The following is a 25,264-nucleotide window of genomic DNA, read 5'->3' as shown; positions in this document are numbered from 1 at the left end:
TCGGCGCAGCTCAGCGCACCCTTCCCCGAGGTTTCAGCGCCACCGGCGGCAGGGCGGGAGCAGAGAGCCGGTCGCCGTCGTAGCCCTTCACTTCACCGAACCGGGGGCCCTCCATCCAGTCCAGCCTGGCCGCCTCGATCTCCTCATGGGACCGCCCGATGAAGTTCCACCACATGACGATCTCCTCCTCGAACGGCTCACCGCCGAGCAGCATCAGCCCCGCATCGGATGCGGCGCGCAACGGGAGCTCCGTGCGACCGCAGCCGAGGTAGAGCATCGAGCCCGGCAGCACCGGGACACCGTCGACCTCCGCCTCGCCGGACATCGAGAGCACGGCGTACTCGAAGTCGGGGTCGAGGGGCAGCCGGGCCTCGGCACCGCGCGTGAGGGCCAGGTCGGCTCCGACGATCGGGGTGTAGGCCGAACCGGGTGACGTGGCCCCGTCGAGTTCGCCGAGGATCACCGTGGCGGTGAGGCCCGGTGCCGAGACGGTCGGCAGGTCGGTGTGGTGCTGGAAGTGGGGTTCGACGTTCCTGTGGGCGTCCGGCAGGGCCACCCAGAGCTGGGCGCCGTGCAGAAACCGGGCGTGGGGTTTCGGGCTCTCCTCGGAGTGACTGATGGCCCTGCCGGATGTCATGAGGCCCAGCTCACGGGGGCGGATCGTCCGGAGGCTGCCCAGGCTGTCACGGTGCAGCACCTCACCGTCGTGCAGCCAGCTGACCGTCTGCAGACCCATGTGCGGGTGTGGGGGCACCTGCATCCCGGGCTCCTCCGCGATGTCGTCGGGGCCGTAGTGATCCACGAAAGCCCAGGCTCCGACCATCCGGCGCCCGAGATTGGGCAGCAGCCTGCGGACCTCCGTGGACTCGCCGAGCTGCACCCGGCGCGGGGTGAGGAGTTCACGTACCGGTTCGGCGACAACGAAACCCCGCCCTCCGCAGACGGAGGGTGTGGCCTGGCGATCGAGATTGCTCATGGTGCTCAACCTATTCCCGGGCGGACACGGAGCACCGGTCCCCACGCCGAAATTTTAGTGGAATGTTGAACTACTCTACTGTGTTGACGCATCTGCAAGCTTTTCGGCCGAGGAGGAGAAGTGGACGACACCTACTACGAATTCGGTACGCCCGCCGACCGCTGGGACCGGGCGCGGCTGTTCTTCGAGGCGAAGGAGTACGTGGCTGCGGCACGCATCCTCGGCGGGCTGGTCGAGGAGGTGCCGGAGCAGGTCGCCCCGCGCCTGCTGCTGGCGCGCGCCTACTACCACTCGGCGCGGCTGACGAAGGCCGAGGCGGAACTGCGTGAGGTGCTGGCGCTCGACCCCGTCGAGGACTACGCGCGGCTGATGCTCGGGCGCACCCTCGAACGCCAGGGCCGGGCCGCGGAGGCGGCCCCGCACCTGCGGATGGCCGCCGCCCTGACGGGCGACTTCGGACCGGACGCGGTGCGGTAGCGGAACGGGGCGGAGGGTCTGGACCCGGGCGGAGAGGCCGGGACCGGGCCCTCCTGCCCGGGACCAACGGGGCCGCGGTGGTCGGGGCTTCCTCGTCCTGCGGAGTGCCGAACCCGCCCACACAACGACGGAGCCCGCCGGATGTCTCCCCGGCGGGCTCGATCGTGAGGTCGGCAGGTGTGCGTGTCAGCTCACGGCACCCGCCGAGCGGGCAGCGACACGGTCGGCCGCCACCTCACCACCCGTACTCGGACGCGGCACCAGCAGCCGCTCCGTGAGGTGGCCGAACACGAGACCGAAGCTGACCCAGAGGGTCGTCTGGACCGCGAGTGTCGCCAGCCGGAACTCCCACAGCAGACTGGCGGGGAAGTCCGCGCCGACTTCGTTGAACGAGGGCAGGAAGGCGTACGCGAGCCCGATGAGAAAGACGTATGTTCCGGCCGCGGTGATCGTGGCGTTCCAGTTGCCCCACCGCGGTGCGAGCCGCCTGCCCGTGATGACGGCGGCCACCGCGAGCAGCACGCTGAGCGCGACCATCAGGAAGAACAGCCCGGTGCGTTGCCCGATGGTGTCCGGGTTCCCCACGGCCGGGGGGTTGGCCGGGTACTTCAGGAAGGGCACGACGTACACCGTCAGCAGGGCACCCCCTGCGATGAATGCTGCCGTGGCCCGCGGGCCGAAGGAGCCGATGCGGCCCAGGGCGTAGCAGAAGACGAGTGCGGCAATGCCGCCGACGGCCACGCCGAAGACCAGGACGCCGGTGGCGAGACCGCCGGTGGCCTGCATCGTGCGCGTGACCAGTTCCTCGCCGTGCTCGTGGGCGTGCGAGTGCGCCTGTGCCTCTTCCAGCGCGATGGCGGCGTCCACCCGCGACTCACCGAGGAAGTAGGCCACGGCAAGGGCGAGCGCGCCGGCCAGGAGGCCGGCCAGCATGCCGCGGATGAGCAGAGCTCTGACCGATACGGAGTTCATGAGACGTCCCTCTGGTTCCCGAAGTCTCAGTGGCAGGGGAAGCCGAGGAGGTGACGGCCGTCGTGGACCCACTCGTGCACGGCCTCGCCTGAGATGACCGCGGTGGCTCCCTGCTCGGCTCCGACGAAGTACAGCAGGACGAGCATGAGGATGCCGAAGAAGACGGCCCAGGGTGCGATGGCCTTCAGCGAGATGGGGGTGATGACCGGTGCGACGGTCGTGGGGGCGGCAGAATGTGCCATGGCAGAACCTCCTGTGGGAACACGCGTCCCTGTCGTGGTGCCTGAGACGAAGGTGCCGGGTCTGACTCCCCGCAGCGATGCGGGTACACAGTGGCGCGACCGTGCCGGATTCTCACCGGACTTCCGTTGCACCCTCGTCATGGGTGCCGCGACCATACCGCCTGCGGTTCGGCCACCGCCATGGTGCGACGGCCCCGACAACGGCCCGCAGGACGGGCCGTGTTCCCATAGGGCGCTCTCGCAGGAGGCTCCTGTTCAGGAAGGGGAGACAGAGGATGACGGTACGGGTGATGTTGATCTCACCGGCCATGAGCTCCGCGCTGCGGGGCGCCCGCTTCGAGGCCGACGCGCCCTTGGACGAGGCCGGTGCACGCAGCGCCACGGCCGCCGCTGCCGCCGGTGCGGTACCTGTCTCCGACCACCGGGCGCACGGCCCGTCCGTCCCCTGCCGACAGACCGCCGAGGCGCTCGGGCTCACCGGGACAGCCGGGCCTGCCGCGGCCGCCCGGCCCGAATCCGCCCTCCGCGACTGGGACATGGGGCGCTGGCGCGGTCGGCGGCTCTCCGAGGTGAGCGCCGCCGAGCCGGACGCGGTGACGGCCTGGCTGACCGACCCGTCGGCCGCTCCGCACGGTGGCGAGTCGCTGCTGGATCTGACGTCCCGGGTGGGCACGCTGCTGGATTCCCCGGCGTGGGGCTCGGGCCGACGGCTCGCGGTCGTCGAACCGGCGGTCGTGCGCGCCGCGATGGTCCACGCTCTGGGGCTGCCGATGGAGACCTTCTGGCGGCTCGATGTCGCCCCGCTGACCCTGACCGAGCTCAGCGGACGGTCCGGCCGCTGGAACCTGCGGTGCGGACGGCCGCTGGGCCGATAGCGGCCCGAAACCCATGGTGCCGAGCAACGTCCGGAGGGACCGGGCGACCGCGGTGACCTCAGCCATCAGGGAGCGCGACCGATCGTGGTGGCTTCAGCCGTGGGGAAGCGCGATCGCCGTGACCGCGATGCCGTTGTCGACCAGCCACTTCCCCTCGTACGACACCGGCATCCCCGGCGCCCGGCGCAGCAGCTCCGCGGTGAACGTGCCTTCGGTGGCGGTCTCGGAGCTCCGGTGGAACGTGATGTCGGCCTCGTCGAAGTCGAGTTCGATCCGGGTGATCGGGAACCACGTCTTGAACACGCTTTCCTTTGCGCTGAAGAGCAGCCGGTCCCAGTGCGGCATCGCGCTACCCGTCCCGGGTGTACGACCCGGCAGAACTCCCGGGGAGCCCCCTGGCAGCACCTCCGGGTAGATCCGCCGCCGCTCCGAGGGCAGCGACACCGCCTCCCACACGTCGGGCGGCAGCGGCTCGTTCGGCTCGGCGTCGATGCCGAGCGCACGGACGTCGGGCGCCCGGGCCAGCACCGCGGCACGGTAACCGTCGCAGTGCGTCATGCTGCCCACGATCCCCGCAGGCCACAGCGGTACGCCGCGGTGACCGCGCAGCACCGGCTGCGGCGGCAGCCCGAGGGTCGCCATGGCCCGTCTCGCACAGGCGCGTACGGCCGCGAACTCGTGCCTGCGCCGGTCCACGCTCGTGGCGACCAGCAGCGCCTCCTCCGGATAGAGGGTTCCGGCCGGAGCCTCCGTCTCGTACGTGTCCGCGCATGCCACGTACGCGGGAAGCAGCCGTTCGATCACGACGCGGCGCCCGCGTCCCCCGGGGAAGCCGGGGAAGTCGGGGAAGTCGGAGACCCGGGCATCCCAGGTGAACCGGGTGAACCGGATGCGGAGCGCGCGACGCCGGACGTCCCCGAAGGATCCGGGCCCGCCGGGGCACCCTCCCCCTCGTACGGGAGGATCTGCCGCAGCAGCCCGCGCGGGTGCCCGCGCTTGCGCCACTCCCGCGGGTAGCCGATCGAGACCTCCTCGAACCGCACACCGTCGTACCAGGTCGTACGGGGGATGTGCAGGTGCCCGTAGACGACGGCCGCGACATTGAAGCGGCGGTGCCAGTCGGCGGTGAGTTCCGTGCCGCACCACTGGGCGAATTCCGGGTACCACATGACCGACGTGGGTTCGCGCACCAGCGGCCAGTGGCCCGCGATCACGAGCGGGACCTCCGGGTCGTGCGCGGCCAGCCGCTCCTCGGTCAGCGCGACCCGCGCCCGGCACCAGTCGTCGCGGGTCGGGTACGGGTCCGGGTGCAGCAGGTATTCATCGGTGCAGACGACCCCCGCCTCGTGCGCCCGCGCCAGGGACTCCTCCTTGGTGGCCGTCCCCGGGACTCTGAACGTGTAGTCGTACAGCAGGAACACCGGGGCCACGGCCACAGGCCCGTCCGCTCCCCGCCACCGCGGGTACGGGTCCTCGGGGCTCGTCACACCCAGCTCCGCGCACACCCGGACGAGGTGGTCGTACCGTGCCCGGCCGCGCAGTTTCACCGGATCCCTGTCCACGGTCCACAGCTCGTGGTTGCCCGGCGTCCAGATCACGTGGGCGAACCGCCCGGCCAGCGTCTCAAGGGCCCGCTCGACCTCTTCGGCCTGTTCCGCCACATCACCCGCGACGATGAGCCAGTCCTCGTCGGACGAAGGGCGCAGCTGGTCGGCGATGGGGCGGTTGTCGGCGATCCCCACGTGGAGATCGCTCACTGCGAGGAGCCGGCCCTGCCCCTTCGGCGGGTGCGGGACGGGGCCGCTGGGTGAACTCATTGTTCGAATTTACCTTCTTGCCGGTCCTGTTGGGGTGACCATCGTGCAGCGACTCGCGCGGCCGTACGTGTCCGGAAGTCCGGCGGATCCCGAGGACCAGGGCGCCGGTGGAACTCAGCGGCCTCGGCCGGCGTCCCCCACCGCGACGAGGAGAGACGATCCGCGCTCCGTTCGCGGGGCGCGTGCGACGGAGGGGGCGATGCGCGCGGCTACGCCGGTGTGCTGGTGGGCCAGCTGGTCTCTGGCACGGTCCGGCGGCGGTGACGGCGCCAGCCGTGGGGGGCAGGTGACGTGGTACCGGGCGAGGGGGCGGTGGCCCCCAGGCGCTGTTTTCCGGCCGAAGCCCGTATTCTCACCCGCGAAGCGCATCGCCATCCATGCAGGTCAGAGCGTAGTTCGCGGTTGTACCACTGAAATTCGTCCACATGCTGGACGTCTGACGCGAGGGGTGCACACCGCCTCCGAGCTGGCCGAACGGCCATTCGGTAGTCCTGTTCCCCACGGATCGGGCCGGAAAGTACCGATCGATGTGCGATCACTCCTTGCAAGCACCAGACTCCCCACCGCAATCACCACACCATGCAAAGGAGTCGCACGCATGCGTCACGACCTCGGCAGAATCGGCGTAGCCACCGCGGTGTCCGTACTCGTCATGTCCGGCACGGCGACCATGGGCGTCGCACAGGCCCGCCCCGCTCAGCCGGCCGGCCTCTACGCGCCTTCGGCCCTCGTGCTGTCCGTCGGCAGTGGCGACGCCGACGCGGTCACCGTCGAACGGGCTGTCACCCTGAGCTGCGCGCCCCGCCCGAGCGGCACACACCCCGCGCCCACCGCCGCGTGTACGGAACTGCGTGCGGTCGAAGGGGAGTTCACCCGGTTGACCACGCCACGCCCGCAGGGAAACTGCACGCGGCAGTGGGATCCCGTCGTCATCGGCGCGACCGGCGTCTGGCAGGGCCGTAGCGTCTCCTGGTCGACCGCCTTCGCCAACGCGTGCGAGATGCGGGCAGGTCTGGGCGAGGGACCGGTCTTCGCCTTCTGACCGAGTCCATCTGTACCCCGCACACGGAGAACAGCGTGGGGCACCTACGGTTCGCAGGTGCCCCGTGCCCCGTGCCCCGGCGGAACCGGGACTCGACTCAGCCGTCCGATCCGGATGTTCCGGAACCGCAGGGGCGTCAGCTCAGCGGTTCGATCCGGATGTTCCGGAACCGCACCTTGTTCCCGTGGTCCTGGAGACGGATCGCTCCGGCCGACGGGCCCTCCGGCAGACCCGCACCGGTCGGTCCGTCGATCGCGATGTCGTCGTGGACCTTCTGGCCGTTCCACACCACCGTCACGCGCGCGTCGGCGGTCTTGGTGCCGCTGTCGTCGAACCGCGCCGCACGGAACGTGACGTCGTACGTCTGCCACGTCTCGGGAGCCGTGGCCGCGTTGATGTCCGGCGCCTTCTTCTGGTAGATCGCCCCGGCCTCGTTCGTGTCGGGGGTGGTGTCCCCGTACGAATCGAGGATCTGGAGTTCGTAGCGGTCCTGGAGATAGACGCCGCTGTTGCCGCGGTCCTGCCCGGTCACGTCGTCCGGCAGGAGCGGCACCCGGAACTCCAGGCGCAGCCTGAAGTCCTGGTAGGCGTCCTTGGTGCGGATGTCACCGCAGCACACCTCCATCGACCGCTCGGCGGACAGCGGCCATTCGACCCGCCGGCCGTCCGTGTGCTGCCACTGCTCCTGGGAGGCGGTGGTGCCGTCGAAGAGGGGGACGGGGGCGCCGTGCGGGAGCACGGTGATTAGGTCCAGATTGACATGTCCGGTGTCGCCGGGATCGAAGCGGTACGAGACGGTGTTGGGCCCCGCGTGCAGGCGGATCCGCTCGGTCCGCGTCGACCAGGTGTCCCAGTTGCCGGTCGAGGCGAGTTCCGTCTGTCTGAGCTTCTTCCCGTTGACGTGGAGGGAGAGGGACTTGGTGCCCTGGAAGGGGTTGGGACCGTTGGAATAGCGGAGGTTCACGTCGTAGTCGCCGGCCGCGGGCACAGTCACGTCGAACGTCGTGGCGCCCTTGCCCTCCGTGTCGTACCGGTCGACGAAGCCGCTGCCCGAGTACCCGGTGTGGTCGGTGTCGACGCCGGCCGTGCCGGTGAGCCGTGCCTCCTCCGCCTCGTACAGCGTCGCCGGTGGCGGCTGCTTCCCGGGCACGGCGTTGAGCGTGTACCAGGCTTCCGTGCTCCACAGCGCCTCACCGGACGCGGAGGCGAAGGGGCGCGGCGAGCGGAGGTGTACGACCCTGCCGGGCTTGAGCCCGTCGAGCCGGAGCCGCACGGTGCGGCCGTCGTCGGCGAGGGCCGCAGAGCTCACGGCGAGCCGCTCCTCGCCGATCTTCGGCCCGCCGTAGTCGGACGTCGGGGTGTAGCGCCACTGCTCGGCCCGGTAGCGGGACGTGAGTTCCGCCGCGGTCGCCTCCGAGAGCGGCTGGGTGTATTCGAGGTCGAATCCGCCGGGGACGGCGCGCATCTCCTTGATGTCGAAGGTGTTGCCGCCGTTCGGCGTGAGTTTCTGCAGGCCGAACTTCAGTTTCCCTTCCTGGCCCCAGTTACCGTCGGCGCCGAGTCCGCCCGCGTATATCGCGCCGTCGGGCCCCATGGTGATGCGGTTGACACCCGCTTCGAGTCCCTGGGTGTAGCGGAAGACGGCCCCCTGGTACTGGCCCTTCACCTTTTCCAGGTACGCGCGCTGGAGTCCGCCGTAGGTGACGTCACCGACCAGCATCTGGCCGGCGAACCGGCCCTTCGTGAGGAGGAGCGGTGTGCTGGGAGAGTTCGCGATCTCGTTCTGGGGCAGCCAGAGCACCGGCTGGGTGACGGGCCGCGCGTCGAACGGGCCCGACGGCTCGGTGTAGTGGTTGAAGAAGCGGTCCTGCTTGATCTGGACGAGCTTCGACGCCGGGAGCCAGCCACCTTGGTTGTCGGTGGTGAAGATGCTGCCGCCAGGACCCCAGCCGATCCCGTTCGGCGTCCGCAGGCCGCCCGCGACCGGATGGATCCTGCCCGTCTTCTTGCTGACCTTGTACGTGGTGCCGCGGCCCGGAGCCGGTTGCGGAGTGGTGGTCGCGCCGCCGTAGTTGATGGCGACGGACAGGTTCACGTAGAAGTGGCCGTCACGGTAGAGCAGCCCGAAGGCGAACTCGTGGAAGTTCCCGCCGTAGGGCCAGGTGGCGACCGTACGGTACTCGTCGGTGACGAAGTCCTCGTCGGTGTCGACGAGTCGGGTCAGTTCGTGTTTCTGCGAGACGTACAGCGATCCGTCGACGTACTTGATGCCCATCGGCTCGCGCAGGCCCTCGGCGACCTTCTTCACCGTCACCTTGTCGCGGCTGGTCTCACCCGTGACGTGGTCGAGGAGGTACACCTCGCCGGTCCGGCTCTCCGAGCCGCCCCAGGTGGAAAGGGCCAGACGTCCGTCGGGCAGCCAGTCCATGCCGGTGACCTGCGGCTCGAAGCCGTCCGGTCGCAGATCGGTGAGATCGAGGTCGGGGCGCACATCGGCGAGCGGGAGGCCGTCGCCGGGGCTGTCGGCGCCGGATTCGCATTCCTTGCGGCCGGGCGCGGTGACCCGGACGACCCCCGCGTCCGTGCTCAGCGCCTCGCGCGGGACGACACCGAAGTCGTCGGCACCCGGCGGCCTCCACGCGAGTGTCAGTTGCTGCTCGCCGCCCCGCTCGAAGTAGTCGACACGGAACGGATGGAGTCCTGCCGTGAGTTGGGCGGATCCGTCCTTGGGCTCGGCGCCGTGCAGACCGTCGTGGTCGATGACCTCGCGGTCGTCGACGGTGAGCCGTGAGCCGTCGTCGCTGTTGAGGCGGAAGGCGTACGTGCCGTCGGCCGGGACCGACAGATAGCCCGAGACCTCGGCCACGAAGTTGTCCGCGTAGCCCCCGAAATCGTCGACCGTGGACCAGTTCACTGTGGGCATCAGCTTGTCGTGGTTGGGCGTCTGGCCCGGCTTGAGCGTGCACAGGGAGCTGAGTGGCACCTGGGTGTCGAAGACACGCAGGGTGACTCCGGGTTCCTGCGGCGGGATGTCGCCGGGCGCGGCGGCGGCCGGGGGGCCGGCCCAGACACCTCCCGCGAGGAACCCTCCGACGAGCAGGGTGGTGAGTTGTCTTCGGGCACGTGGGAACAGCCGTGGATGCATCGGTCCTCCAGAAGGGGGTCGCACTCCGGTCGGGCTGTACGGATCCGCTGAACTGCGCTTCGCCTACGTGGCGCCCGCAAGGCTAGGAGACTTCTGCTGAGGAAGTCCATACTTTGTCATCTGCGAGTTCAAAGTCCGGAACATGCCTCCGCGCCCCGGCGGCCGCCGCACCCCACTCACGTGCGGCCACCGGGAACGCGGTTTGGAAGCAGGCGGGTTGGGGTCCGGCGACGCCGGGATCAGCCCGGGGCCCCGGACGACGACCGCCTGCGGAGCGGAACGGGAGACCTACGAGGGCGCCCCTGCACCACTCGGCGAGGCCTGGGCCTCCGGCTCCTGCGACGGATCGCCGAGCTGCTCACGCAGGTAGTTCCAGACCACCGCGATCAGCGCGGCGACGGGTACGGCGAGCAGGCTGCCCACGATGCCGGCCAGGCTGCCGCCCAGCGTCACCGCCAGCAGGATCACCGCCGCGTGCAGACCGAGTCCACGGCTCTGGATCATGGGCTGGAACACATTGCCCTCCAGCTGCTGCACCACGATGATGATCGCCAGCACCATCAGCGCGTCCGTCGGCCCGTTCGACACCAGGGCGATGAGAACGGCGACGAAACCGGCGAACAGCGCGCCGATGATCGGCACGAACGCGGACACGAAGGTCAGCACCGCCAGGGGAAGCACCAGCGGCACTCCCACGATCCACAGTCCGAGCCCGATGAGGACGGCGTCGAGCAGACCGACGTACGCCTGGGAACGGACGAACCCGCCCAGGGTCTCCCAGCCACGCTCGGCCACGGTCGGAACGTCGGTGGCGAGCCGTCCGGGAAGCTGGCGGGCGAGCCACGGCAGGAAGCGGGGCCCGTCCTTGAGCATGAAGAACATCAGGAAGACCGCCAGAACAGCGGTGACCACACCGTTGACCACCGTGCTCACCCCGGTGACGAGCGTGGTGACCATGCCGCCGATGCTGTCCTGGATGCGGGCGGTCGCGGAGTCGGACGCGTCGGCGATCTGATCGTCACCGACGTTGAGCGGGGGGCCGGCGGCCCACTCACGCAGTTTCTGGATGCCGTCCACGACGCCGTCGGCCAGCTCACCCGACTGGGATGCGACCGGTACCGCGATCAGCGCCGCGACCCCCACGGCGACCAGGAGGAAGGCCACCGTCACCACGGAGGCGGCGAGGGCCGGTGGCCAGCCGTGTCGGCGCAGGAAGCGCGCTATGGGCCAGGTCAGCGTGGTGAGCAACAGGCCCACCACCAGCGGCCAGACGATCGGCCACATGCGGCCCAGCAGCCATATCGCCGTCGCAGTCATGACAAGGATGAGGAGCAGCTCGCCTGAGACCCGTGCCGAAACGCGGAGGGCGGCACGGGTCTTGGTGGAGTTCAACGTGACAGACATGCACGTCACCCTATTGGCCCTGGAACCCTCGCCGGATCACTCCCCCGGCGGCCCTCCCGGCAGCGGGCGTCGACCGGCCGGCGCCCAGCCGTCACGCCGGCGCCGCCGGTCTTCGGGAGAGCAGGGTCCGAGCAGGGTCCGAGCAGACGACGTCAGCCCCTGTTGGTCTCCGGCAGCCGCTGTGAAGCGCTGACATCATGTGACCGGTTCCCTGGGATCAGCCGGCGGACGGAAGGGCCACGCCGGTCGCCCCACCGCCACCCGCACGCCGGTCGCCCCTCCGCCACACGCGTGAGCGTGATGGTGCCGGAAAGGGGGTGGCAGGACTGGTGGCGCCCCCTCGCTACGGACGGCCCTGCCGTTCCCCGGCTTCCCGCCGCGGAACGGCGGCCAGGTGGACGGACCGGGTTCGAGCGACACTCCCGCCACCAGGACGCCCTGGTGTCGAGTGTCGTCAGGCATGGGCCTCACGGTGTGTACGGATGATGTCCGCGTACCGGTGACCGCTGCTCTTGATGGTGCGTGTCTGCGTCGGGTAGTCGACGTGGACGAGGCCGAAGCGCTTGTCATAGCCGTAGGCCCACTCGAAGTTGTCCAGCAGGGACCATGCGTAGTACCCGGCCAGGGGCGCCCCCTTGCGGACGGCCCGGGCGCAGGCTGCCAGATGCTGCTCCAGGTACTGGGCCCGTGCGGCGTCGTCCACCGCCCCGTCGGGGCCGACGGTGTCGGGAAAGGCGGAACCGTTCTCGGTGACGTAGAGGCGGCTCACGCCGTAGTCGTCGGTCAGCCGCATGAGGAGCTCTTCGAGGCCGCCGGCGTCGATCTGCCAGTCCATGCCGGTGCGCGGTACATCGGGCAGCCGGACCTCCCGGGCATGCGGGACGGGGCCCTCCGGGTCGTCGGCGACGGTGACCGGGAAGTAGTAGTTGAGACCGTGCCAGTCCAGGGGGGCTGCGATGGTCTCGAGGTCCCCCGCACGCTCGGGCAGTTCGACCCCGTACAGCTCTCGCATGTCCGTGGGGAAGCCGCGGCCGTACACGGGGTCGAGCCACCAGCGGTTGGTGTGGCCGTCCATACGGATCGCTGCCGCGAGGTCCTCGGGGGCCGGGGACGCGGCCTCCACCGTGGAGTGGTTGGTCACCAGTCCGACCTGGGCCCCGGGCGCCGCGGCGCGGATCGCCTGGGTCGCCAGTCCGTGGCCCAGCAGGAGGTGGTAGGAGGCCCGGACCGCCGCGGTCAGGTCGGTCAGGCCTGGGGCCATCCGGCCTTCCAGGTGCCCGATCCATCCGGAGCACAGCGGTTCGTTCAGAGTGGCCCACCGGGTGACCCGGTCGCCCAGGCGTCCGGCCACGACGGCCGCGTACGCGGCGAGGTGTTCGGCCGTGTCTCGCACCGTCCACCCGCCACGGTCCTGAAGGGCCTGGGGCAGGTCCCAGTGGTAGAGGGTGATGTTGGGGGTGATGCCCGCGTCCAGGAGACCGTCCACCAACCGGTCGTAGAAGTCGAGCCCCGCGGCGTTGACCGGTCCGTCGCCGCCCGGAACGATGCGCGGCCAGGCCGTCGACATGCGGTACGAGTCGGCGCCCAGCCGCTTCATGAGGGCGACGTCCTCCGGCCACCGGTGGTAGTGGTCGCAGGCCTCGTCGCCGTGGTCACCGTTGGCGACGTTTCCCGGGGTGTGGGAGAAGGTGTCCCAGATCGAAGGCGACCGGCCGTCGTCGGCGACGCCGCCTTCGATCTGGTACGCGGCCGTGGCCGTGCCCCAGACGAAATCACGGGGGAAGGCGGCAAGATCTATCGATGTGGTCACAAGGTACCTCGCAGACGTCGAACTGGTGAGGGGCGAAGCGGTCGATGGGTGCGGCTACTTGACGGCGCCGGCGGTGAGGCCGGTGACGAGGTAGCGCTGCAGGAGCAGGAACCCGGCGACGACAGGCAGGCTCACCACGAGGGAGGCTGCCATGACCTGGTTCCAGTACACGTCGTTCTGCGTGGAGTAGCCCTGCAGGCCGACGGCCAGGGTGCGGGTGGTTTCGTTGGTCATGACGGAGGCGAAGAGGACTTCCCCCCAGGCCGTCATGAACGCGTACACGGCGACGGCGACGATGCCGGGAATGGCCGCGGGGACGATGACCCGGAACAGTGCGCCGAGCGGGCCGCAGCCGTCCACCTTGGCCGCCTCGTCCAGGTCCCGGGGCACCGAGTCGAAGTATCCGATCAGCATCCAGATGGAGAAGGGGAGGGAGAAGGTGAGGTAGGTGATGATGAGGCCGATCCGCGACCCGAACAGCGCGATGCCCGTGGCGTTGCCGATGTTCACGTAGATGAGGAACAGCGGCAGGAGGAAGAGGATGCCGGGGAACATCTGCGTCGAGAGGACGGTCACCGTGAACACGCGCTTGCCACGGAAGTTGTAGCGGCTGACGGCGTAGGCCGCGAACACCGCGATCACCACGGAGCAGACGGTCGCCGCCCCGGCGACGACCAGGGAGTTCATGAAGTAGTCGGCGAGGGGGACCGTCTCCCAGATGTCGAAGTAGGGGCTGACGGTCAGGCCCGAGGGAATCCACTGGAACTTGCCGGTCACGTCTTCCAGCGGCTTGAGGGAGCTGGTGACCATCACGAACACCGGCAGGACCACGAAGACGGTGAGAAGAGTGAGGAAGACCCGCCGCGCCCACAGGAACGACTGCGGGGGCGCCATCGGGGAAGGGGCTTGGCGCTGTGCGGTCCTAGGCATCGGTGGCCTGCTTTCCTCGGGACGTGAACAGGAGGTAGAGGCCGGTCACGACGAGCAGGAACAGCAGCAGCAGGACCGACATCGCGGAGCCCGTGCCGAAGTTCCAGGTCTGGAAGGACGACTGGTAGATGTGGATGGAGATCAGGTCCGCGGATTCCGGTGCCGACTTGCCGAACAGGACGAACGGTGTGTTGAAGTCGTTGAAGGTCCAGAGGAACAGCACGAGTACGAGGACCTGGTTGACGGGCCGCAGTGACGGCAGGGTGATGCGGCGGATCTGCTGCCACACCCCGGCGCCGTCGAGCGCCGCCGCTTCGTAGATGTCCCGGGGAACGTTCTGGAGGCCGGCCATCATGATGAGGAAGGCGAAGGGCCAGCCCTTCCACACCGAGACGACGAGCAGCGTGACGAAGGCGTTGTCGCCGATGAGCCAGAACGGCGGGCTGTCCGTGAGGCCGAGCTGGTCGTGGATGACGTGGTTGATCATGCCGTTGTCGCGCTGGAACATGAACGCCCAGGTGATGACCGCGGCGTAGACGGGCAGGGCGTACGGCACGAGGAAGAGCGTGCGCAGGAAGCCCCTGCCGCGGAAGGTCTCCTGCATGAAGACCGCCGCGGCGGTTCCGAGGAACCAGCACAGCCCCACCGACAGCACGGTGAACAGGCAGGTCGTCAGGAACGACTGCAGCAGCGCCTCGCCCACCGGGGCGTCGAAGTCGACCGAGACGGCGTAGTTGTCGGTACCGGCCCACGGCGCGGTGGCCCAGTCCCGGATGTAGAACTGGGTGAGCTGCCGGAAGCTGACGACGATGCCGATGATCATGGGCACCAGGTGGACCAGCAGCTCGAGGAGCAGGGCGGGGAGCAGCAGCAGGTAGGGCAGGCCGATCTTGCGCAGCCGCCCGGAGCGGCGTCTGCGCGGCGCCGCTCCGGGGTTGTTCTTCTCTGCTGCCCGCTCGCCGGGAACGGTGGCGGCGGTTGTGGTCATGGTGGTGTCCGTGCTCACTTCTTGGGCATCTGCTGCTGGGCCTTTTCGAGCTTCGCCTTGACCGATCCGGTCGTCACCGGACGGCCGGCGGCCGCCTCGGCGAAGAGCTCCTTGACCGCCGTGCCGACGACGGTCTCGAACTGCGACTCCTCGGGGACCTGGGGCAGGGCGGTGGCGCTGGTGGCGAGGGTCTCGCGCAGGGGCGACAGCGCGAAGGTGTTGAACGCGTCGTCCTCCTGGGCGGCCTTGACCGGCGGGATGGAGCCGTAGGACTTGTTGAGGACCTTCTGCTCCTCGTCGCTGGTCATGAACTTCACGAACTTCTTCGCGCCGTCGACGTTCTTGGTGTTGTTGAAGACGGCCATGTTGATGCCGGCGACCATGGAGTTGGTGGACGTGCCCGTGCCGGGCTTCCCCGACTGGACCGGGGCGGGCACGACGCCCCACTCGTCCTTCTTCATGCCCTGGGACTCGAAGGTGGCGGCCGCGGTCTGCCACAGCACCATGGCCGTCTTGTCCTTCGCGAAGTCGCTCAGGGACTGGTTCTGCGCGTACTCGGCGTTGCCCGGCGCGACGATCTTGTCCTTGGCCATGAGGTCGACGTACTGCTTGACGGCCGCGACCGCCCCGTCGGACGTGAAGTCCGCCTTGCCGTCGGCGGTGAAGAAGTCAGCACCGTGCTGCTTCGCGAGGACGAAGACCTGGTGGATGTTGTTGGAGAGGTTGGAGCCTTCCGCGCCGAGTCCCCACTTGCCGTCCTTGGACAGCTTCTTCCCGGCCTCGGTCACCTCGTCCCACGTCGTCGGCGGCTTCTCTATGCCGGCGTCGGCGAACATCTTCTTGTTGTAGTAGAGCGCGTAGGCCATGGAGTACAGCGGCACGGCGGCCGGGTCCTCACCCTGGACGCCGGTCGAGCCGAGGGCGGACTCGACGAAGCGGTCCTTGCCGCCTATCGCCTCGAAGTTCTTCTCGTCCCAGGGCAGCAGCGCACCGGTGGCCTGCAGCGAAGCGCTCCAGGTGTTTCCGATGTTCAGGACGTCCGGGCCCTGCCCGGAGGTGGTGGCGGTGAGGATGCGGTTCAGCAGATCGCCCCAGGGCACCACCTCCAGCTCGACCTTGATGCCGGTCTCCTTCTCGAACTTGTCGAGCTCGGGCTGCAGGACCTTCTTGTCCACCTCGAGGCTGGCGCCCTGGTTGGAGGCCCAGTAGGTGAGCGTCTTCGGCTGCTCGTTGGACCCGCCCGCACCGGACGAACCGCCGCCGCAGGCAGCCGCGGTGAGTACGAGCGAGAGGGTGACGGCACCGACGGCCGCGGCTCGGATTCTTCGCATGACTCCAGGGGCCTTTCAGAAGTGATGGATGTCCGCCGTGAGCCGGGCCGGTGTGACGTTCACGTTCGACTTCGACCTGAAACCCACAGGACTTAATTTAGGGTGTGAGTTAAACCGCAAGTGAAGGTCGCGTCAAGGGGTGTCACGGCGGTATGTTGCGTAGGTGAGCTTCAAGAAGAGGGGGCAGGGTGAAAGTACGCAGCGGCCGGACGGTGCGTGACCTGCGGCGCGAGAACCGCACCGCCGTATTGCAACGTTTGTATTTCGATGGCCCGTTGAGCCGCTTTTCGCTCGGCCCGCCCACCGGTCTCAGTTCCGGCTCCGTGAGCAACGTGGTGGCCGAGCTGGTCGCCGAGGGACTGGTCGAGGAGGCCGGCAGCGTCGACTCCGCGGGAGGGCGCCCTCGGACTCTTCTGCGCATCCGGCCCCAGAGCCGGTACATGATCGGTGTCGACATCGGAGAGACCCGGGTGAGGGTCGAACTCTTCGATCTCGCTCTCACCGAGCTGGCACGTGTCGAGAAGCCCCTGGCGCTCGACGGACCGCGGCGCGTCGACCGCTATGACGTCGGTGTCGTGGTGGGACATGTGAGGGAGGGCATCATCGAGGTCCTGGACCGTGCGGAGATCGCAGCCGATCAGCTCCTCGGCGTCGGCGTCGGCGTGCCGGGCATCGTCTCCAGGACGCCAGGGGACGGCGCCGTCGTGCACGGCCAGACCATCGGCTGGGACGCGGTACCGCTGGAGCGGCTGCTGCGTGAGTCGGTGCCGCTCCCCGCGAACGTGCTGTATTACATCGACAACGGCGCCAAGACGCTGGGCCAGGCCGAGATGTGGTTCGGCGCGGGGCGCGGGGCGCAGAGCGCCGTGGTCGTGCTGTTCGGTTCCGGTGTGGGCGCCTGCGTGGTCACCGACGACATGAGTCCGGGCCGGGCCGTCGAGTGGGGGCACCTGACCGTGCGCGTGCGTGGCCGGCGCTGCCGCTGCGGCTCGCTCGGCTGTCTGGAGGCCTACGCGGGCGCCGAGGCGCTGCTGGAGCGCTGGCGGGAGGCGGGTGGGGAGCCTCTCGTGGACGTCGACGAGGAGACCGCCCTCACGGCGATGCTCGCCGCGGCCTATCCGGCCGGGCAGGGCGACGTCCCCGGACCGGACTCGGACGCCACGGCCCTGGCCGTCCTGGAGGAGACAGCGGAATACCTCGGCGCGGGCTTCTCCGACCTGATCAACCTCTTCCAGCCCGAGCGCATCCTCGTCGGGGGGTGGGCAGGGCTCCAGCTCGGCACCCGTTTCCTGGATTCGGTACGGGCCCACGCGACCTCGTACGCCCTCGCCTACCCGGCCGCACACGTGCACATCGGCCTCGGCACCCTGGGGCCGGACGCGGTCACCGTGGGAGCTGCCGCCCTGCCGCTCGCCGACTTCTTCGAGCGCGGCGGCCGGCAGGAGGAGACAGGTCCCCAGGAGCAGACCCCCATGTGGCAGACGACTCTGCGGGACCGGGCCGCGCACAGATGAGACGTGCCACGCGGGGGCTGACTGCGGCGCGGGACGAGCCCTCGCAGCCGCGTCCCGGTCTCTTCCCGGCCGGGTCGCCGGGAACCCGCACGGCCCTGCCCACCCCGCTCCGGGCGCTCACAGGCGCGGGCAGGGCCCGACCGCCTCGTGGTGGCGACGGTCGGGCCCTGCCGGTCATACGCGCTGCTGCGCCGGGATCAGCTGTAGACGCCGAACTCGTGCAGCGAGTAGCCCCAATCCGTGCCTCGTGCCTTCAGCTGGAGACGTACGTGCCGGGCGGTGGTGGGGGCGTCGATCGTGTCGATGTCCCCGTTGCCCGCCGTGGTGGTGTGGATCGTGCGCCAGTTGGTGCCGTCGCCGGAGACCTGCACGTCGTAGGACTTCGCGTAGGCGGGGTCCCAGACCAGCTGGATCTTGCGGAACGCGGTCGGCGCCCCGAGATCGACCTGGATCCACTGCGGATCGCTCCAGTCGCTGGCCCAGCGCGTCTCCGTCTTCCCGTCCGTCGCGAGGGCGGCCGGGCACGGGCAGTCGCCGTAGGACGCCTGGGAGGAGGAGGCGGTGGTGGGCTTTTTCAAAGCGACGTTGGTGCCGTCGACGGGAGGTGCGACGACCTTGACCGACTTCGTGTCGATCCCGGCGTTGCCGCGACCGTCCTGGGCCTGGACGTACACCTTCCACACGCCGAGCTTCTCGGGCGCGGTGACGGCGAAGGTGCCGTTACCCGTGGACCGCCACTGGGCCTCGACGAGCCGCTTGTCGCCACTGGCGTAGTTGCCGCTGAGGAAGATCTTGTACGTCACCGGGTCGCCGTCAGGGTCCCGTACGTCCGCACGGACGGTGAACTCCTTGCCCGCCGGGGCGGCGGATGCCGGTGTGACACCCATGCCGGTGATGACGGGCGGTGTGTTGTCGCCACTCGTCGACCCGGCGTACGCCTTCTTCACCGCGTAGTACGACAGGCGCTTCAGACCGTCGGGCAACAGGTTGAACCAGACGCCGCCGAAGTCGTGCTCCAGTCCGTAGTGGAACAGCGTGGCACCGAGCGCCACACCCTGGTGCCCGGTGACGCAGTCCCACGCCTTGGTGTAACCGTCGGCCTTCTGTACGTCGGTGGGCTCGTCGGGTACGCCGTTGGCGTCGTCCGGGACCTCCCACTCGCCGGCCGGTCCGCCCTCGGTGATGATGTAGGGCTTGTCGTAGCCGCCCTGCTCCCACGCGCCGCGGACGCCGCAGATGTCGCCGTAGGAGTTCATCGAGTAGAGGTCGAGGTCGGGGGCGTTGCGCTTGTAGTAGGGCCAGGCGCCCGTCCACGCGTCGGTGGAGGTGACCGGGTGGTCCGCGTCGATGGAGTGGATCTTCTTGGCGACGTCGTTGACGAAAGAGGTGTAGGCGTTGCGCTGGTTCTCCAGCTCGGTGCCGCTGTAGCAGTTCTGGAGACCGAGCACCGATTCGTTGCCGACGTTCCACATCAGGACACCGGGGTGGCTCTTGTAGGCCTCGACCCACTTGGCGAACTCGGTGATCGAGTTGTTCTTGTACGCGGTGTCGGTGACGTAGTTGACGCAGCCACCGCTGCCGGGGCCGCCGCCCGGCTGGAGCCAGAAGCCGCTGACGACCCGGATGCCGTTGGCCGCGGCCTCGTCGAGCAGGGGCTTGCTGGAGCCGTCGGTGCCCCAGGTCCGGATGGTGTTCACACCCATCGACTTCAGGTCCGGCATGTAACGGGCGGCGTCCGCGACGGACGGCCCCCAGGTGAGCCCCTTGACCTGGTAGGGCTTGCCGCCGACGGTGAGCTGCCAGCTCCCCTGCGAGCCGGTCACGGCGACCGCGCCCCCGGTGGCCGGCGGGCCGTCACCGTACACCTGGAACTCCCACAACGAGTAGCCGTAACCTCCGGTGCGGGCGGTGCCGAGCATCCGGACGTAGCGGCCCGCTCCGGACACGGCGACATCGTCGGTACCGCCGTCACTTCCCGTGACGGTCTTCAGGGCGCGCCAGTCGGTGCCGTTGTCGGAGGCCTGGAGTTCGTAGTTCTTGGCGTGCGCCGCTTCCCAGGTGAGTACCACACGGCTCAGGTTCTGTTTGCTGCCGAGGTCGATCCGGATCCACTGGGGGTCGCTCCATTGACTGGCCCAGCGGGTCCCGGAGAGATTGCCGTCCACCGCTGCGGACGCCCCGAACGCCTCGCCCTCCTGGGAGGAGGCCGTGGCGGGCTTGCCCTGGGAGAGCAGGGTCTCGGCGGCCTGCGCGGACGGGGAGGCGGTGAGGGTGAGGGAGGACGCGATCAGCGCGCCGAGGGCTAGGAGGGGCACACCGGCGCGGCGCCGTGCCGGCGTCGGGTGTGAGAGGAGTGGTGACATGTCTTCTCCTGGCGTGTCTGGGGTGCCGCACGGCGGGACGTGCGCAGGGGGATCCTGAAGCCGTCCGGCATGTGTGGGGGGCGGCCCGTCCGTGCGACGGAGGGGGACGTCCCTGTTCTCGCGGGCGTGTCCGGTTCGGGCCCCTCCGGGCGGGGGCGCGGGGATCAGACCCCGCCCGGAGGGTGTTGCGCCCGGTTCGCTCCGGTGGGCCGGGGCGGACCGGTGGTTCATCAGGGGTAGGACACCACCGTCGACGGGATCGTCGAGCTGCCCGAGGTGGGCGATCCGGTGTCGTTGATGACGTGGTTGTAGTGACCGTTGCCGCCGAGGGAGACCACCAGCAGGCTGTGGAACCTGACTCCGGGCTTCACAGGTGCTTTGAAGCCGTGGTCCTGACGGATCGTCGGGTCGACGTTGTAGTTGGAGTAGCTGCCCATGCCCCAGCCCTCGTGGACGTCCACGGAGTCGTCGACCCGGTAGGCGGCGTAGCCCTTGGTGTCGCCGTTCTGGATGGCGGCCTGGTTGGGGGCGTCGTACGCCTTCTCGTTCTGGTAGAAGATCGTCTTGCCTCGCTCCCCGTACCACTCGACGTCGTACTTGTTGAAGTGCTCCACGAACAGGCCGGTCGCCAGTACGTCGTCGCCGTTGACCCGCACGCCGTAGTCGGCGCGGTTGGTCTCCCAGCCCACACCCTCGCCGTGGTCGGCACGCCACACCCAGGTGTGGTCGATGATCACGTCGTCGCTGTTGACGACGATGCTGGTCGTGGCCTTGCCGGCGCCGGCGCCGCCGACCCGGACGTAGACGTCCTGGACGGTGGTGGGGTTGGCGGCGTGGTCGGCGGAGGCGCCCTGGCCACCGATCTCCAGCAGGGTCGGGGAGTTGACCGTTCCGGCGTCGATGAGGAAGCCGGCGAGCTTCACTCCGTCGACGTCGGCGACCTTCATGGCGGTCACGCCGTTGTCGGGGATGATGGTGGCGAGCCCGAGGCCCAGGACGACGGTGTCGGCCCGGTTCACGTTGATGGTCCGGTCGACGTGGTAGATGCCGGGGGTGAAGAGCAGGTTCAGCCCCTGTTCGAGGGCGGCGTTGATCGTGGTGGCGGTGGCGCCGGGCTTGACCACGTAGAACTTGCTGAGCGGGATGGACGTGCCCTGCGGGGTGCCGTTGGCCCAGGTGGTGCCGCGGGCGTTGGTCCGCTTGGCCGGCGTGAAGACCTTGTACTCGTTGCCGTCCAGGTAGAGGAAGGGCTTCTCGCGCGAGGTGGGCGTGGTGTCGAGCGTGGTGTACCGGGGCTCGGGGAAGCTGTTCGCGGGTGCGCCCTCGACGCCCGAGAAGGTCATGTTCCAGACGCCGTTGGTCCAGCCGCCGATGGTGCTGTCGCGGGTGTACCACTGCTGCTGGGAGTACGGGCCGACCTGGCCGTCGATCTTGCTGTCGGCGATGTAGCCGCCGCTGGCCCAGCCGTAGCCGTTCGGTGCGAGGTTCAGGGCGCCCTTGACGTGCATCCGCCGGAACGAGGCGGCCTGGGAGACGGCCCAGCGGTTGGTGCCACTGACCGGGTTCAGGGCGAGGTTCTCGGCCGAACGCCAGAAGTTCTGGGTCGCGTTGCCGTTGAACCAGCCTGCGTCCACGGTGACATCACCGTTGAACGTGGTGTCGTCCGGCTTCAGTCCGAGTCCCGCGATGGAGGTGTAGAAGCCGATCTGCGCGTTGATGTCGTTGTACGTGCCCGGCTTGAAGAAGAACGCGTGCCGGCCACTGCCGAACTGCGCCGACTCCTGCTCACTGAAGACCTGGTCCAGCTTGTCCTGGATGCCGGGTGTGGACGGGTCGAAGACGTGTACGTTCGGGCCGAGATCGCCCCCACCGGGAATGACCGGTCCCGTACCGCCGTCCGTGCTGCCGAAGACCTTGAACTCCCACAGGGAGTAGCCGTATCCGGTGGCGCGCGAGGACCCGAGCATCCGGACGTATCGTGCGGTGCCCGAGACGTCGACCGTCTCGGTTCCCCCGGCCCCGGTGGTGGTGGAGTAGGCGGTCGACCAGTCGGCGCCGTTGGTGGACAGCTCGACGCGGTAGGTCTTCGCGTAGGCGGCCTCCCAGCTCAGCTCGACCCGGTCGAGGGCGGCGGGTGCGCCGAGGTCGACACTCAGCCACTGGGGATCAAAGGCCGCGCTCGACCAGCGCGTGCCGGAGTCACCGTCGACCGCGCTGCCGGCCGGGGTGCCGTAGTGCTCCTGGCTGGAAGCTGTCGCCTGCTTGCCCTGGGACAGCAGCACGGGCGCCGCTTCGGCCTCGGTGGCCGGTGTCAGAGCGAGCAGCGCGGCGGCCAGTGCGATGACGACCGCGCCGACGAGCCCCATGCGGGCAGCTCTGGGCGGCGGTGCCGCGAGGGGAGATATGCCAACTGCGGGCATAGGGGTGCTCCTTGAGGGATGTGCGACGGGAGAGCGCTCTCCCGAACCTTGCCGCGCTCCACCCACCCGGTCAAGAACTCGGACACACTTTTCTTTCGACTTCGATTAAGTGCGGGGGCAACGCGCAACGGGCCACGCCCGCACTTGAGGTGGCGAGGCGTCAGGAGATCGGGCGGCCGCGAGTTCCTGCCAACCAGGGCTGGAAGTCGACGGCTCCTCCCCCTACGCCGGGCGCGAGGGCGACGCCGCCCGCCGCGCCCGCCAGGCCTCCGGCGCGCTCGCGCACGAGATCATCGCCGTGGCGCACATCGCCTTCCGCGCTGCCCACGGTGTCCCGCGCGCCCGCCGAACCGCGCCGTCCGGGGCGACGGGTGAACCGCGAGCGCATCGCCCGTGTGATGCGTGAGTTCGGGCATCCGTGGTGTAACCCGGCCGACGCGGGAGGCGTTCACCGACCCGGCCGGACGGGAGGGCGAAGCCGGCCCCGGACCGGACCGGATCGGCGCGCCCGCCGAGCGGCTCGCGGCCTCGCCGGTCGGCGACTCCACCAGCCTGCCCCCGCCGAGTGCGGGCATCGCCTCGCCTGCTCGCCGGACCCGGCCGCCCTCGATGTCCCCGGCTGGGCCGTGGCCGGCCGCCGGGGCTGCGAGCTCGCCGTCGACGCTCCCGGCATGGCCCATGGCCGGGTCGGACCGGAGCGGGGGTGTGTGCCCCACGGCGATCGCTAAGGTGAATCCCCGTCGACCCGGTTCCGGCACCGCACAGGGAAGTCGGGACCGCGGCGAAGGTGTGGGCGCGCCGGATCAGGCGGCTCATCAACCCCTGTAGGTCTCCAGCAGCCGCAGCCAGACCTCGCTGATCGTCGGGTAGGCCGGAACCGCGTGCCACAGCCTCTCGATCGGCACCTCACCCGCGACCGCGATCGTCGCGGAGTGCAGCAGTTCACCGATGCCGGGTCCGACGAAGGTGACCCCCAGGACGACCTCGCGGTCCAGGTCGACGACCATCCGGGCGCGCCCCTTGTACCCCTGCGCGTACAGTCCCGAGCCGGCCACGGAGGCCAGGTCGTGGTCGACCGCCCGTACCCGGTGGCCCGCGGATTCCGCCTCCGCGAGCGTGAGACCGACCGAGGCCGCCTCCGGGTCCGTGAAGACGACCTGGGGAACGGCGGCGTGGTCGGCGGTCGCCGCGTGGGTGCCCCAGCGTTCCGTCTCCAGGGACGCGTCCTGGGCGCGGGCGGCGATCGCGGCCCCGGCGATACGGGCCTGGTACTTGCCCTGGTGGGTCAGCAGCGCACGGTGGTTGACGTCGCCGACCGCGTACAGCCAGTCGCTGTCCTCGACGCGACAGCTGTCGTCGACGGTGAGCCAGGAGCCTGGCTTCAGGCCCACGGTGTCGAGGCCGAGGTCGTCGGTGCGCGGGGCCCGGCCGGTGGCGAAGAGGATCTCGTCGGTCTCCAGTCGGTCGCCGTCGTCCAGTTCGACGGTGACCGGTCCGTCCTTCCCCGCCCGGCTCACCGCTGTGGCCGACACCCCGGTGCGGATCGTCACCCCCGCCTCGGTCAGAGCTTCGGCGACCAGTTCGCCCGCGAAGGGTTCCATCTTGGGGAGCAGCCGCTTGCCGCGGATCAGCATCGTCACCTCGGCGCCGAGCCCCTGCCAGGCGGTGGCCATCTCCACACCGACCACTCCCCCGCCGACCACGACGAGGCGGCCGGGCACCTCCTTGGCGCTGGTCGCCTCGCGGCTCGTCCAGGGGCGGACGTCCTCGATCCCGGGCAGGGCGGGTACGACGGCCCGGCTGCCGGTGCAGACGGCGACGGCGTGCCGGGCGGTGAGGTGCTGCTCGGACCCGTCGGGGCCGGTGACGGCGACCTTCCGGACGCCGGTGAGCCGGCCCTTGCCGCGGTAGATGTCCGCGCCGATGCCCTCCAGCCAGCCGACCTGGCCGTCGTCCTTCCAGTGGGAGGTCTGCTCGTCGCGGTAGGCGAGGACGGCGTCCGCGTCGAGCGGTCCCCGCACGGCTCCGCTCAGGCCCGGGACGCGGCGCGCGTCGGCACGGGCCACGACCGGGCGGAGCAGCGCCTTGCTGGGCATGCACGCCCAGTACGAGCATTCGCCCCCGATGAGTTCCGACTCCACCACGGCGGTGCTCAGCCCCGCGGCCCTGGCCCGGTCGGCCACGTTCTCCCCGACGGGGCCCGCGCCGATCACCACGACGTCGTATTCCCCGCTCTTCACAGCATCAGCGTCAGTCATGGGAACAGTGTGGTCGTGGGTGTGCGCCACGGCCACATGGGCAGGTGGAATACGCCGACCGACGTCGCCGTTGTGCGGGACAGGTCCGAACGGTCCCAGGGAGAGGTAGCAGAGTATGAGCACCGTAGAGCTCACCAAGGAAAACTTCGATCAGGTCGTGAGCGACAACGAGTTCGTGCTGATCGACTTCTGGGCTTCCTGGTGCGGCCCGTGTCGGCAGTTCGCGCCGGTCTACGACGCGGCGTCCGAGCGCCACCCCGACCTGGTCTTCGCCAAGGTCGACACCGAGGCACAGCAGGAGCTGGCGGCGGCGTTCGAGATCCGGTCCATTCCCACGCTGATGATCGTCCGTGACAACGTGGCGGTCTTCTCGCAGCCCGGGGCGCTTCCCGAGGCGGCGCTCGAGGATGTCATCGGGCAGGCGCGGAAGCTGGACATGGACGAGGTACGCAAGTCCGTCGAGGAGCAGAAGCAGGCGCAGGACCAGGCTCAGGGGCAGCAGTAGTCCCTGCGGCTGCGGTGCGGGGCCCGGCCTGGGCGGCCGGGCCCTTCGGTGTGTTCGGTGGCGGGCCGCCTCAGCGGGTTTCACCGGTCGGCTCCGGCTCCCCGGTGCCGTTCCGGCCCTCCGCACCAGTCCCCGCATCGGCACCGGCGGACGCCTCCCCACCGCTCCGCGCGTCGGCACCGCTGGGCGCCTCCC

General features: G+C 69.7%; 19 protein-coding genes and 1 riboswitch. Of the genes, 5 read left to right on the top strand and 14 right to left on the bottom strand.

All coding sequences use genetic code 11. The features are described from left to right. Positions 1–10: 10 nt before the first annotated feature. Positions 11–976 (bottom strand): pirin family protein, encoded by a 966-nt coding sequence (locus tag ACFWVP_RS02485; RefSeq protein WP_384493083.1) that lies wholly within the window; start codon positions 974–976, stop codon positions 11–13. Positions 977–1,096: 120 nt separating this feature from the next. Here ACFWVP_RS02485 and ACFWVP_RS02480 point away from each other — a divergent pair, with 120 nt between their 5' ends. Next, complete coding sequence (locus ACFWVP_RS02480) at positions 1,097–1,453, top strand: tetratricopeptide repeat protein (protein ID WP_384493082.1); 357 nt, start codon at positions 1,097–1,099, stop codon at positions 1,451–1,453. Between the two features lie 186 nt (positions 1,454–1,639). Here the strand turns inward: ACFWVP_RS02480 and ACFWVP_RS02475 are convergent, their stop codons facing one another. Further along, the gene (locus ACFWVP_RS02475; RefSeq protein ID WP_384493081.1) at positions 1,640–2,425 is read right to left on the bottom strand and encodes a CbtA family protein; all 786 of its coding nucleotides are present in this window, start codon (positions 2,423–2,425) and stop codon (positions 1,640–1,642) included. Positions 2,426–2,451: 26 nt separating this feature from the next. After that, complete coding sequence (locus tag ACFWVP_RS02470) at positions 2,452–2,667, bottom strand: CbtB-domain containing protein (RefSeq protein WP_384493080.1); 216 nt, start codon at positions 2,665–2,667, stop codon at positions 2,452–2,454. Positions 2,668–2,703: 36 nt separating this feature from the next. Then, a riboswitch (cobalamin riboswitch) is annotated at positions 2,704–2,833 on the bottom strand. A 109-nt stretch (positions 2,834–2,942) separates the two neighbouring features. Between ACFWVP_RS02470 and ACFWVP_RS02465 the strand changes: the two genes are divergently transcribed. Next, the gene (locus ACFWVP_RS02465) at positions 2,943–3,542 is read left to right on the top strand and encodes a histidine phosphatase family protein (RefSeq protein WP_384493079.1); all 600 of its coding nucleotides are present in this window, start codon (positions 2,943–2,945) and stop codon (positions 3,540–3,542) included. Positions 3,543–3,635: 93 nt separating this feature from the next. On the opposite strand, the gene ACFWVP_RS02460 is transcribed toward ACFWVP_RS02465, so the two are convergent. Next, positions 3,636–4,346, bottom strand: coding sequence for a 4'-phosphopantetheinyl transferase (locus ACFWVP_RS02460; protein ID WP_384493078.1), 711 nt, complete (start codon positions 4,344–4,346; stop codon positions 3,636–3,638). After that, a complete protein-coding gene (locus tag ACFWVP_RS02455; RefSeq protein WP_384493077.1) occupies positions 4,343–5,359 on the bottom strand; it encodes a metallophosphoesterase family protein in 1,017 nt (338 codons plus the stop codon). Before ACFWVP_RS02455 ends, ACFWVP_RS02460 begins: the two co-directional genes overlap by 4 nt. A 598-nt stretch (positions 5,360–5,957) precedes the next feature. On the opposite strand from ACFWVP_RS02455, the gene ACFWVP_RS02450 reads away from it, so the two are divergent. Continuing rightward, positions 5,958–6,401 (top strand): subtilase-type protease inhibitor, encoded by a 444-nt coding sequence (locus ACFWVP_RS02450; protein WP_384493076.1) that lies wholly within the window; start codon positions 5,958–5,960, stop codon positions 6,399–6,401. Positions 6,402–6,537: 136 nt separating this feature from the next. Here ACFWVP_RS02450 and ACFWVP_RS02445 read toward each other — a convergent pair whose 3' ends face one another. The 6 genes from ACFWVP_RS02445 to ACFWVP_RS02420 all read right to left on the bottom strand — a co-directional run bounded on the left by ACFWVP_RS02445 (position 6,538) and on the right by ACFWVP_RS02420 (position 16,009). Beyond that, a complete protein-coding gene (locus ACFWVP_RS02445) occupies positions 6,538–9,546 on the bottom strand; it encodes a family 16 glycoside hydrolase (RefSeq protein ID WP_384493075.1) in 3,009 nt (1,002 codons plus the stop codon). 288 nt (positions 9,547–9,834) lie between these two features. Next, positions 9,835–10,950, bottom strand: a complete 1,116-nt coding sequence (locus ACFWVP_RS02440; RefSeq protein ID WP_384493074.1) for an AI-2E family transporter — start codon at positions 10,948–10,950, stop codon at positions 9,835–9,837. A 454-nt stretch (positions 10,951–11,404) separates the two neighbouring features. Beyond that, positions 11,405–12,760 carry a GH1 family beta-glucosidase gene (locus ACFWVP_RS02435; RefSeq protein ID WP_384493073.1) on the bottom strand — a complete coding sequence of 452 codons (1,356 nt, stop codon included), beginning with the start codon at positions 12,758–12,760 and terminating at the stop codon, positions 11,405–11,407. A 54-nt stretch (positions 12,761–12,814) separates the two neighbouring features. Continuing rightward, entirely contained in the window at positions 12,815–13,654 is an 840-nt protein-coding gene (locus tag ACFWVP_RS02430) for a carbohydrate ABC transporter permease (protein ID WP_384493293.1), read from the bottom strand. Between the two features lie 28 nt (positions 13,655–13,682). Further along, complete coding sequence (locus ACFWVP_RS02425) at positions 13,683–14,678, bottom strand: carbohydrate ABC transporter permease (RefSeq protein ID WP_384493072.1); 996 nt, start codon at positions 14,676–14,678, stop codon at positions 13,683–13,685. A 14-nt stretch (positions 14,679–14,692) separates the two neighbouring features. After that, positions 14,693–16,009, bottom strand: a complete 1,317-nt coding sequence (locus ACFWVP_RS02420; RefSeq protein WP_384493071.1) for an ABC transporter substrate-binding protein — start codon at positions 16,007–16,009, stop codon at positions 14,693–14,695. Between the two features lie 188 nt (positions 16,010–16,197). Here ACFWVP_RS02420 and ACFWVP_RS02415 point away from each other — a divergent pair, with 188 nt between their 5' ends. Next, a complete protein-coding gene (locus tag ACFWVP_RS02415) occupies positions 16,198–17,523 on the top strand; it encodes an ROK family protein (RefSeq protein ID WP_384493070.1) in 1,326 nt (441 codons plus the stop codon). Positions 17,524–17,720: 197 nt separating this feature from the next. On the opposite strand, the gene ACFWVP_RS02410 is transcribed toward ACFWVP_RS02415, so the two are convergent. The 3 genes from ACFWVP_RS02410 to ACFWVP_RS02400 form a co-directional block, all read right to left on the bottom strand. Continuing rightward, positions 17,721–19,886 (bottom strand): discoidin domain-containing protein, encoded by a 2,166-nt coding sequence (locus ACFWVP_RS02410; protein ID WP_384493069.1) that lies wholly within the window; start codon positions 19,884–19,886, stop codon positions 17,721–17,723. A 230-nt stretch (positions 19,887–20,116) separates the two neighbouring features. After that, a complete protein-coding gene (locus ACFWVP_RS02405; RefSeq protein ID WP_384493068.1) occupies positions 20,117–22,306 on the bottom strand; it encodes a discoidin domain-containing protein in 2,190 nt (729 codons plus the stop codon). 815 nt (positions 22,307–23,121) lie between these two features. After that, complete coding sequence (locus ACFWVP_RS02400; protein ID WP_384493067.1) at positions 23,122–24,564, bottom strand: dihydrolipoyl dehydrogenase family protein; 1,443 nt, start codon at positions 24,562–24,564, stop codon at positions 23,122–23,124. A gap of 115 nt (positions 24,565–24,679) precedes the next feature. Between ACFWVP_RS02400 and trxA the strand changes: the two genes are divergently transcribed. Beyond that, positions 24,680–25,069 carry a thioredoxin gene (gene trxA, locus ACFWVP_RS02395; protein ID WP_384493066.1) on the top strand — a complete coding sequence of 130 codons (390 nt, stop codon included), beginning with the start codon at positions 24,680–24,682 and terminating at the stop codon, positions 25,067–25,069. Positions 25,070–25,264: the final 195 nt, after the last annotated feature.

Origin of the sequence: Streptomyces sp. NPDC058637, assembly GCF_042717325.1 — a bacterium.
GTDB lineage: Bacteria > Actinomycetota > Actinomycetes > Streptomycetales > Streptomycetaceae > Streptomyces.
Note: the sequence above shows the minus strand (reverse complement) of the source record. Positions and strands in the feature narration are given on the sequence as shown.

Coding starts and splice junctions, on each gene's coding strand:
- ACFWVP_RS02485 (WP_384493083.1), bottom strand. CDS start 976: ATGAGCAATCTCGATCGCCAGGCCACACCCTCCGTCTGCGGAGGGCGG.
- ACFWVP_RS02475 (WP_384493081.1), bottom strand. CDS start 2,425: ATGAACTCCGTATCGGTCAGAGCTCTGCTCATCCGCGGCATGCTGGCC.
- ACFWVP_RS02470 (WP_384493080.1), bottom strand. CDS start 2,667: ATGGCACATTCTGCCGCCCCCACGACCGTCGCACCGGTCATCACCCCC.
- ACFWVP_RS02465 (WP_384493079.1), top strand. CDS start 2,943: ATGACGGTACGGGTGATGTTGATCTCACCGGCCATGAGCTCCGCGCTG.
- ACFWVP_RS02455 (WP_384493077.1), bottom strand. CDS start 5,359: ATGAGTTCACCCAGCGGCCCCGTCCCGCACCCGCCGAAGGGGCAGGGC.
- ACFWVP_RS02450 (WP_384493076.1), top strand. CDS start 5,958: ATGCGTCACGACCTCGGCAGAATCGGCGTAGCCACCGCGGTGTCCGTA.
- ACFWVP_RS02445 (WP_384493075.1), bottom strand. CDS start 9,546: ATGCATCCACGGCTGTTCCCACGTGCCCGAAGACAACTCACCACCCTG.
- ACFWVP_RS02440 (WP_384493074.1), bottom strand. CDS start 10,950: ATGTCTGTCACGTTGAACTCCACCAAGACCCGTGCCGCCCTCCGCGTT.
- ACFWVP_RS02430 (WP_384493293.1), bottom strand. CDS start 13,654: ATGGCGCCCCCGCAGTCGTTCCTGTGGGCGCGGCGGGTCTTCCTCACT.
- ACFWVP_RS02425 (WP_384493072.1), bottom strand. CDS start 14,678: ATGACCACAACCGCCGCCACCGTTCCCGGCGAGCGGGCAGCAGAGAAG.
- ACFWVP_RS02420 (WP_384493071.1), bottom strand. CDS start 16,009: ATGCGAAGAATCCGAGCCGCGGCCGTCGGTGCCGTCACCCTCTCGCTC.
- ACFWVP_RS02410 (WP_384493069.1), bottom strand. CDS start 19,886: ATGTCACCACTCCTCTCACACCCGACGCCGGCACGGCGCCGCGCCGGT.
- ACFWVP_RS02405 (WP_384493068.1), bottom strand. CDS start 22,306: ATGCCCGCAGTTGGCATATCTCCCCTCGCGGCACCGCCGCCCAGAGCT.
- ACFWVP_RS02400 (WP_384493067.1), bottom strand. CDS start 24,564: ATGACTGACGCTGATGCTGTGAAGAGCGGGGAATACGACGTCGTGGTG.
- trxA (WP_384493066.1), top strand. CDS start 24,680: ATGAGCACCGTAGAGCTCACCAAGGAAAACTTCGATCAGGTCGTGAGC.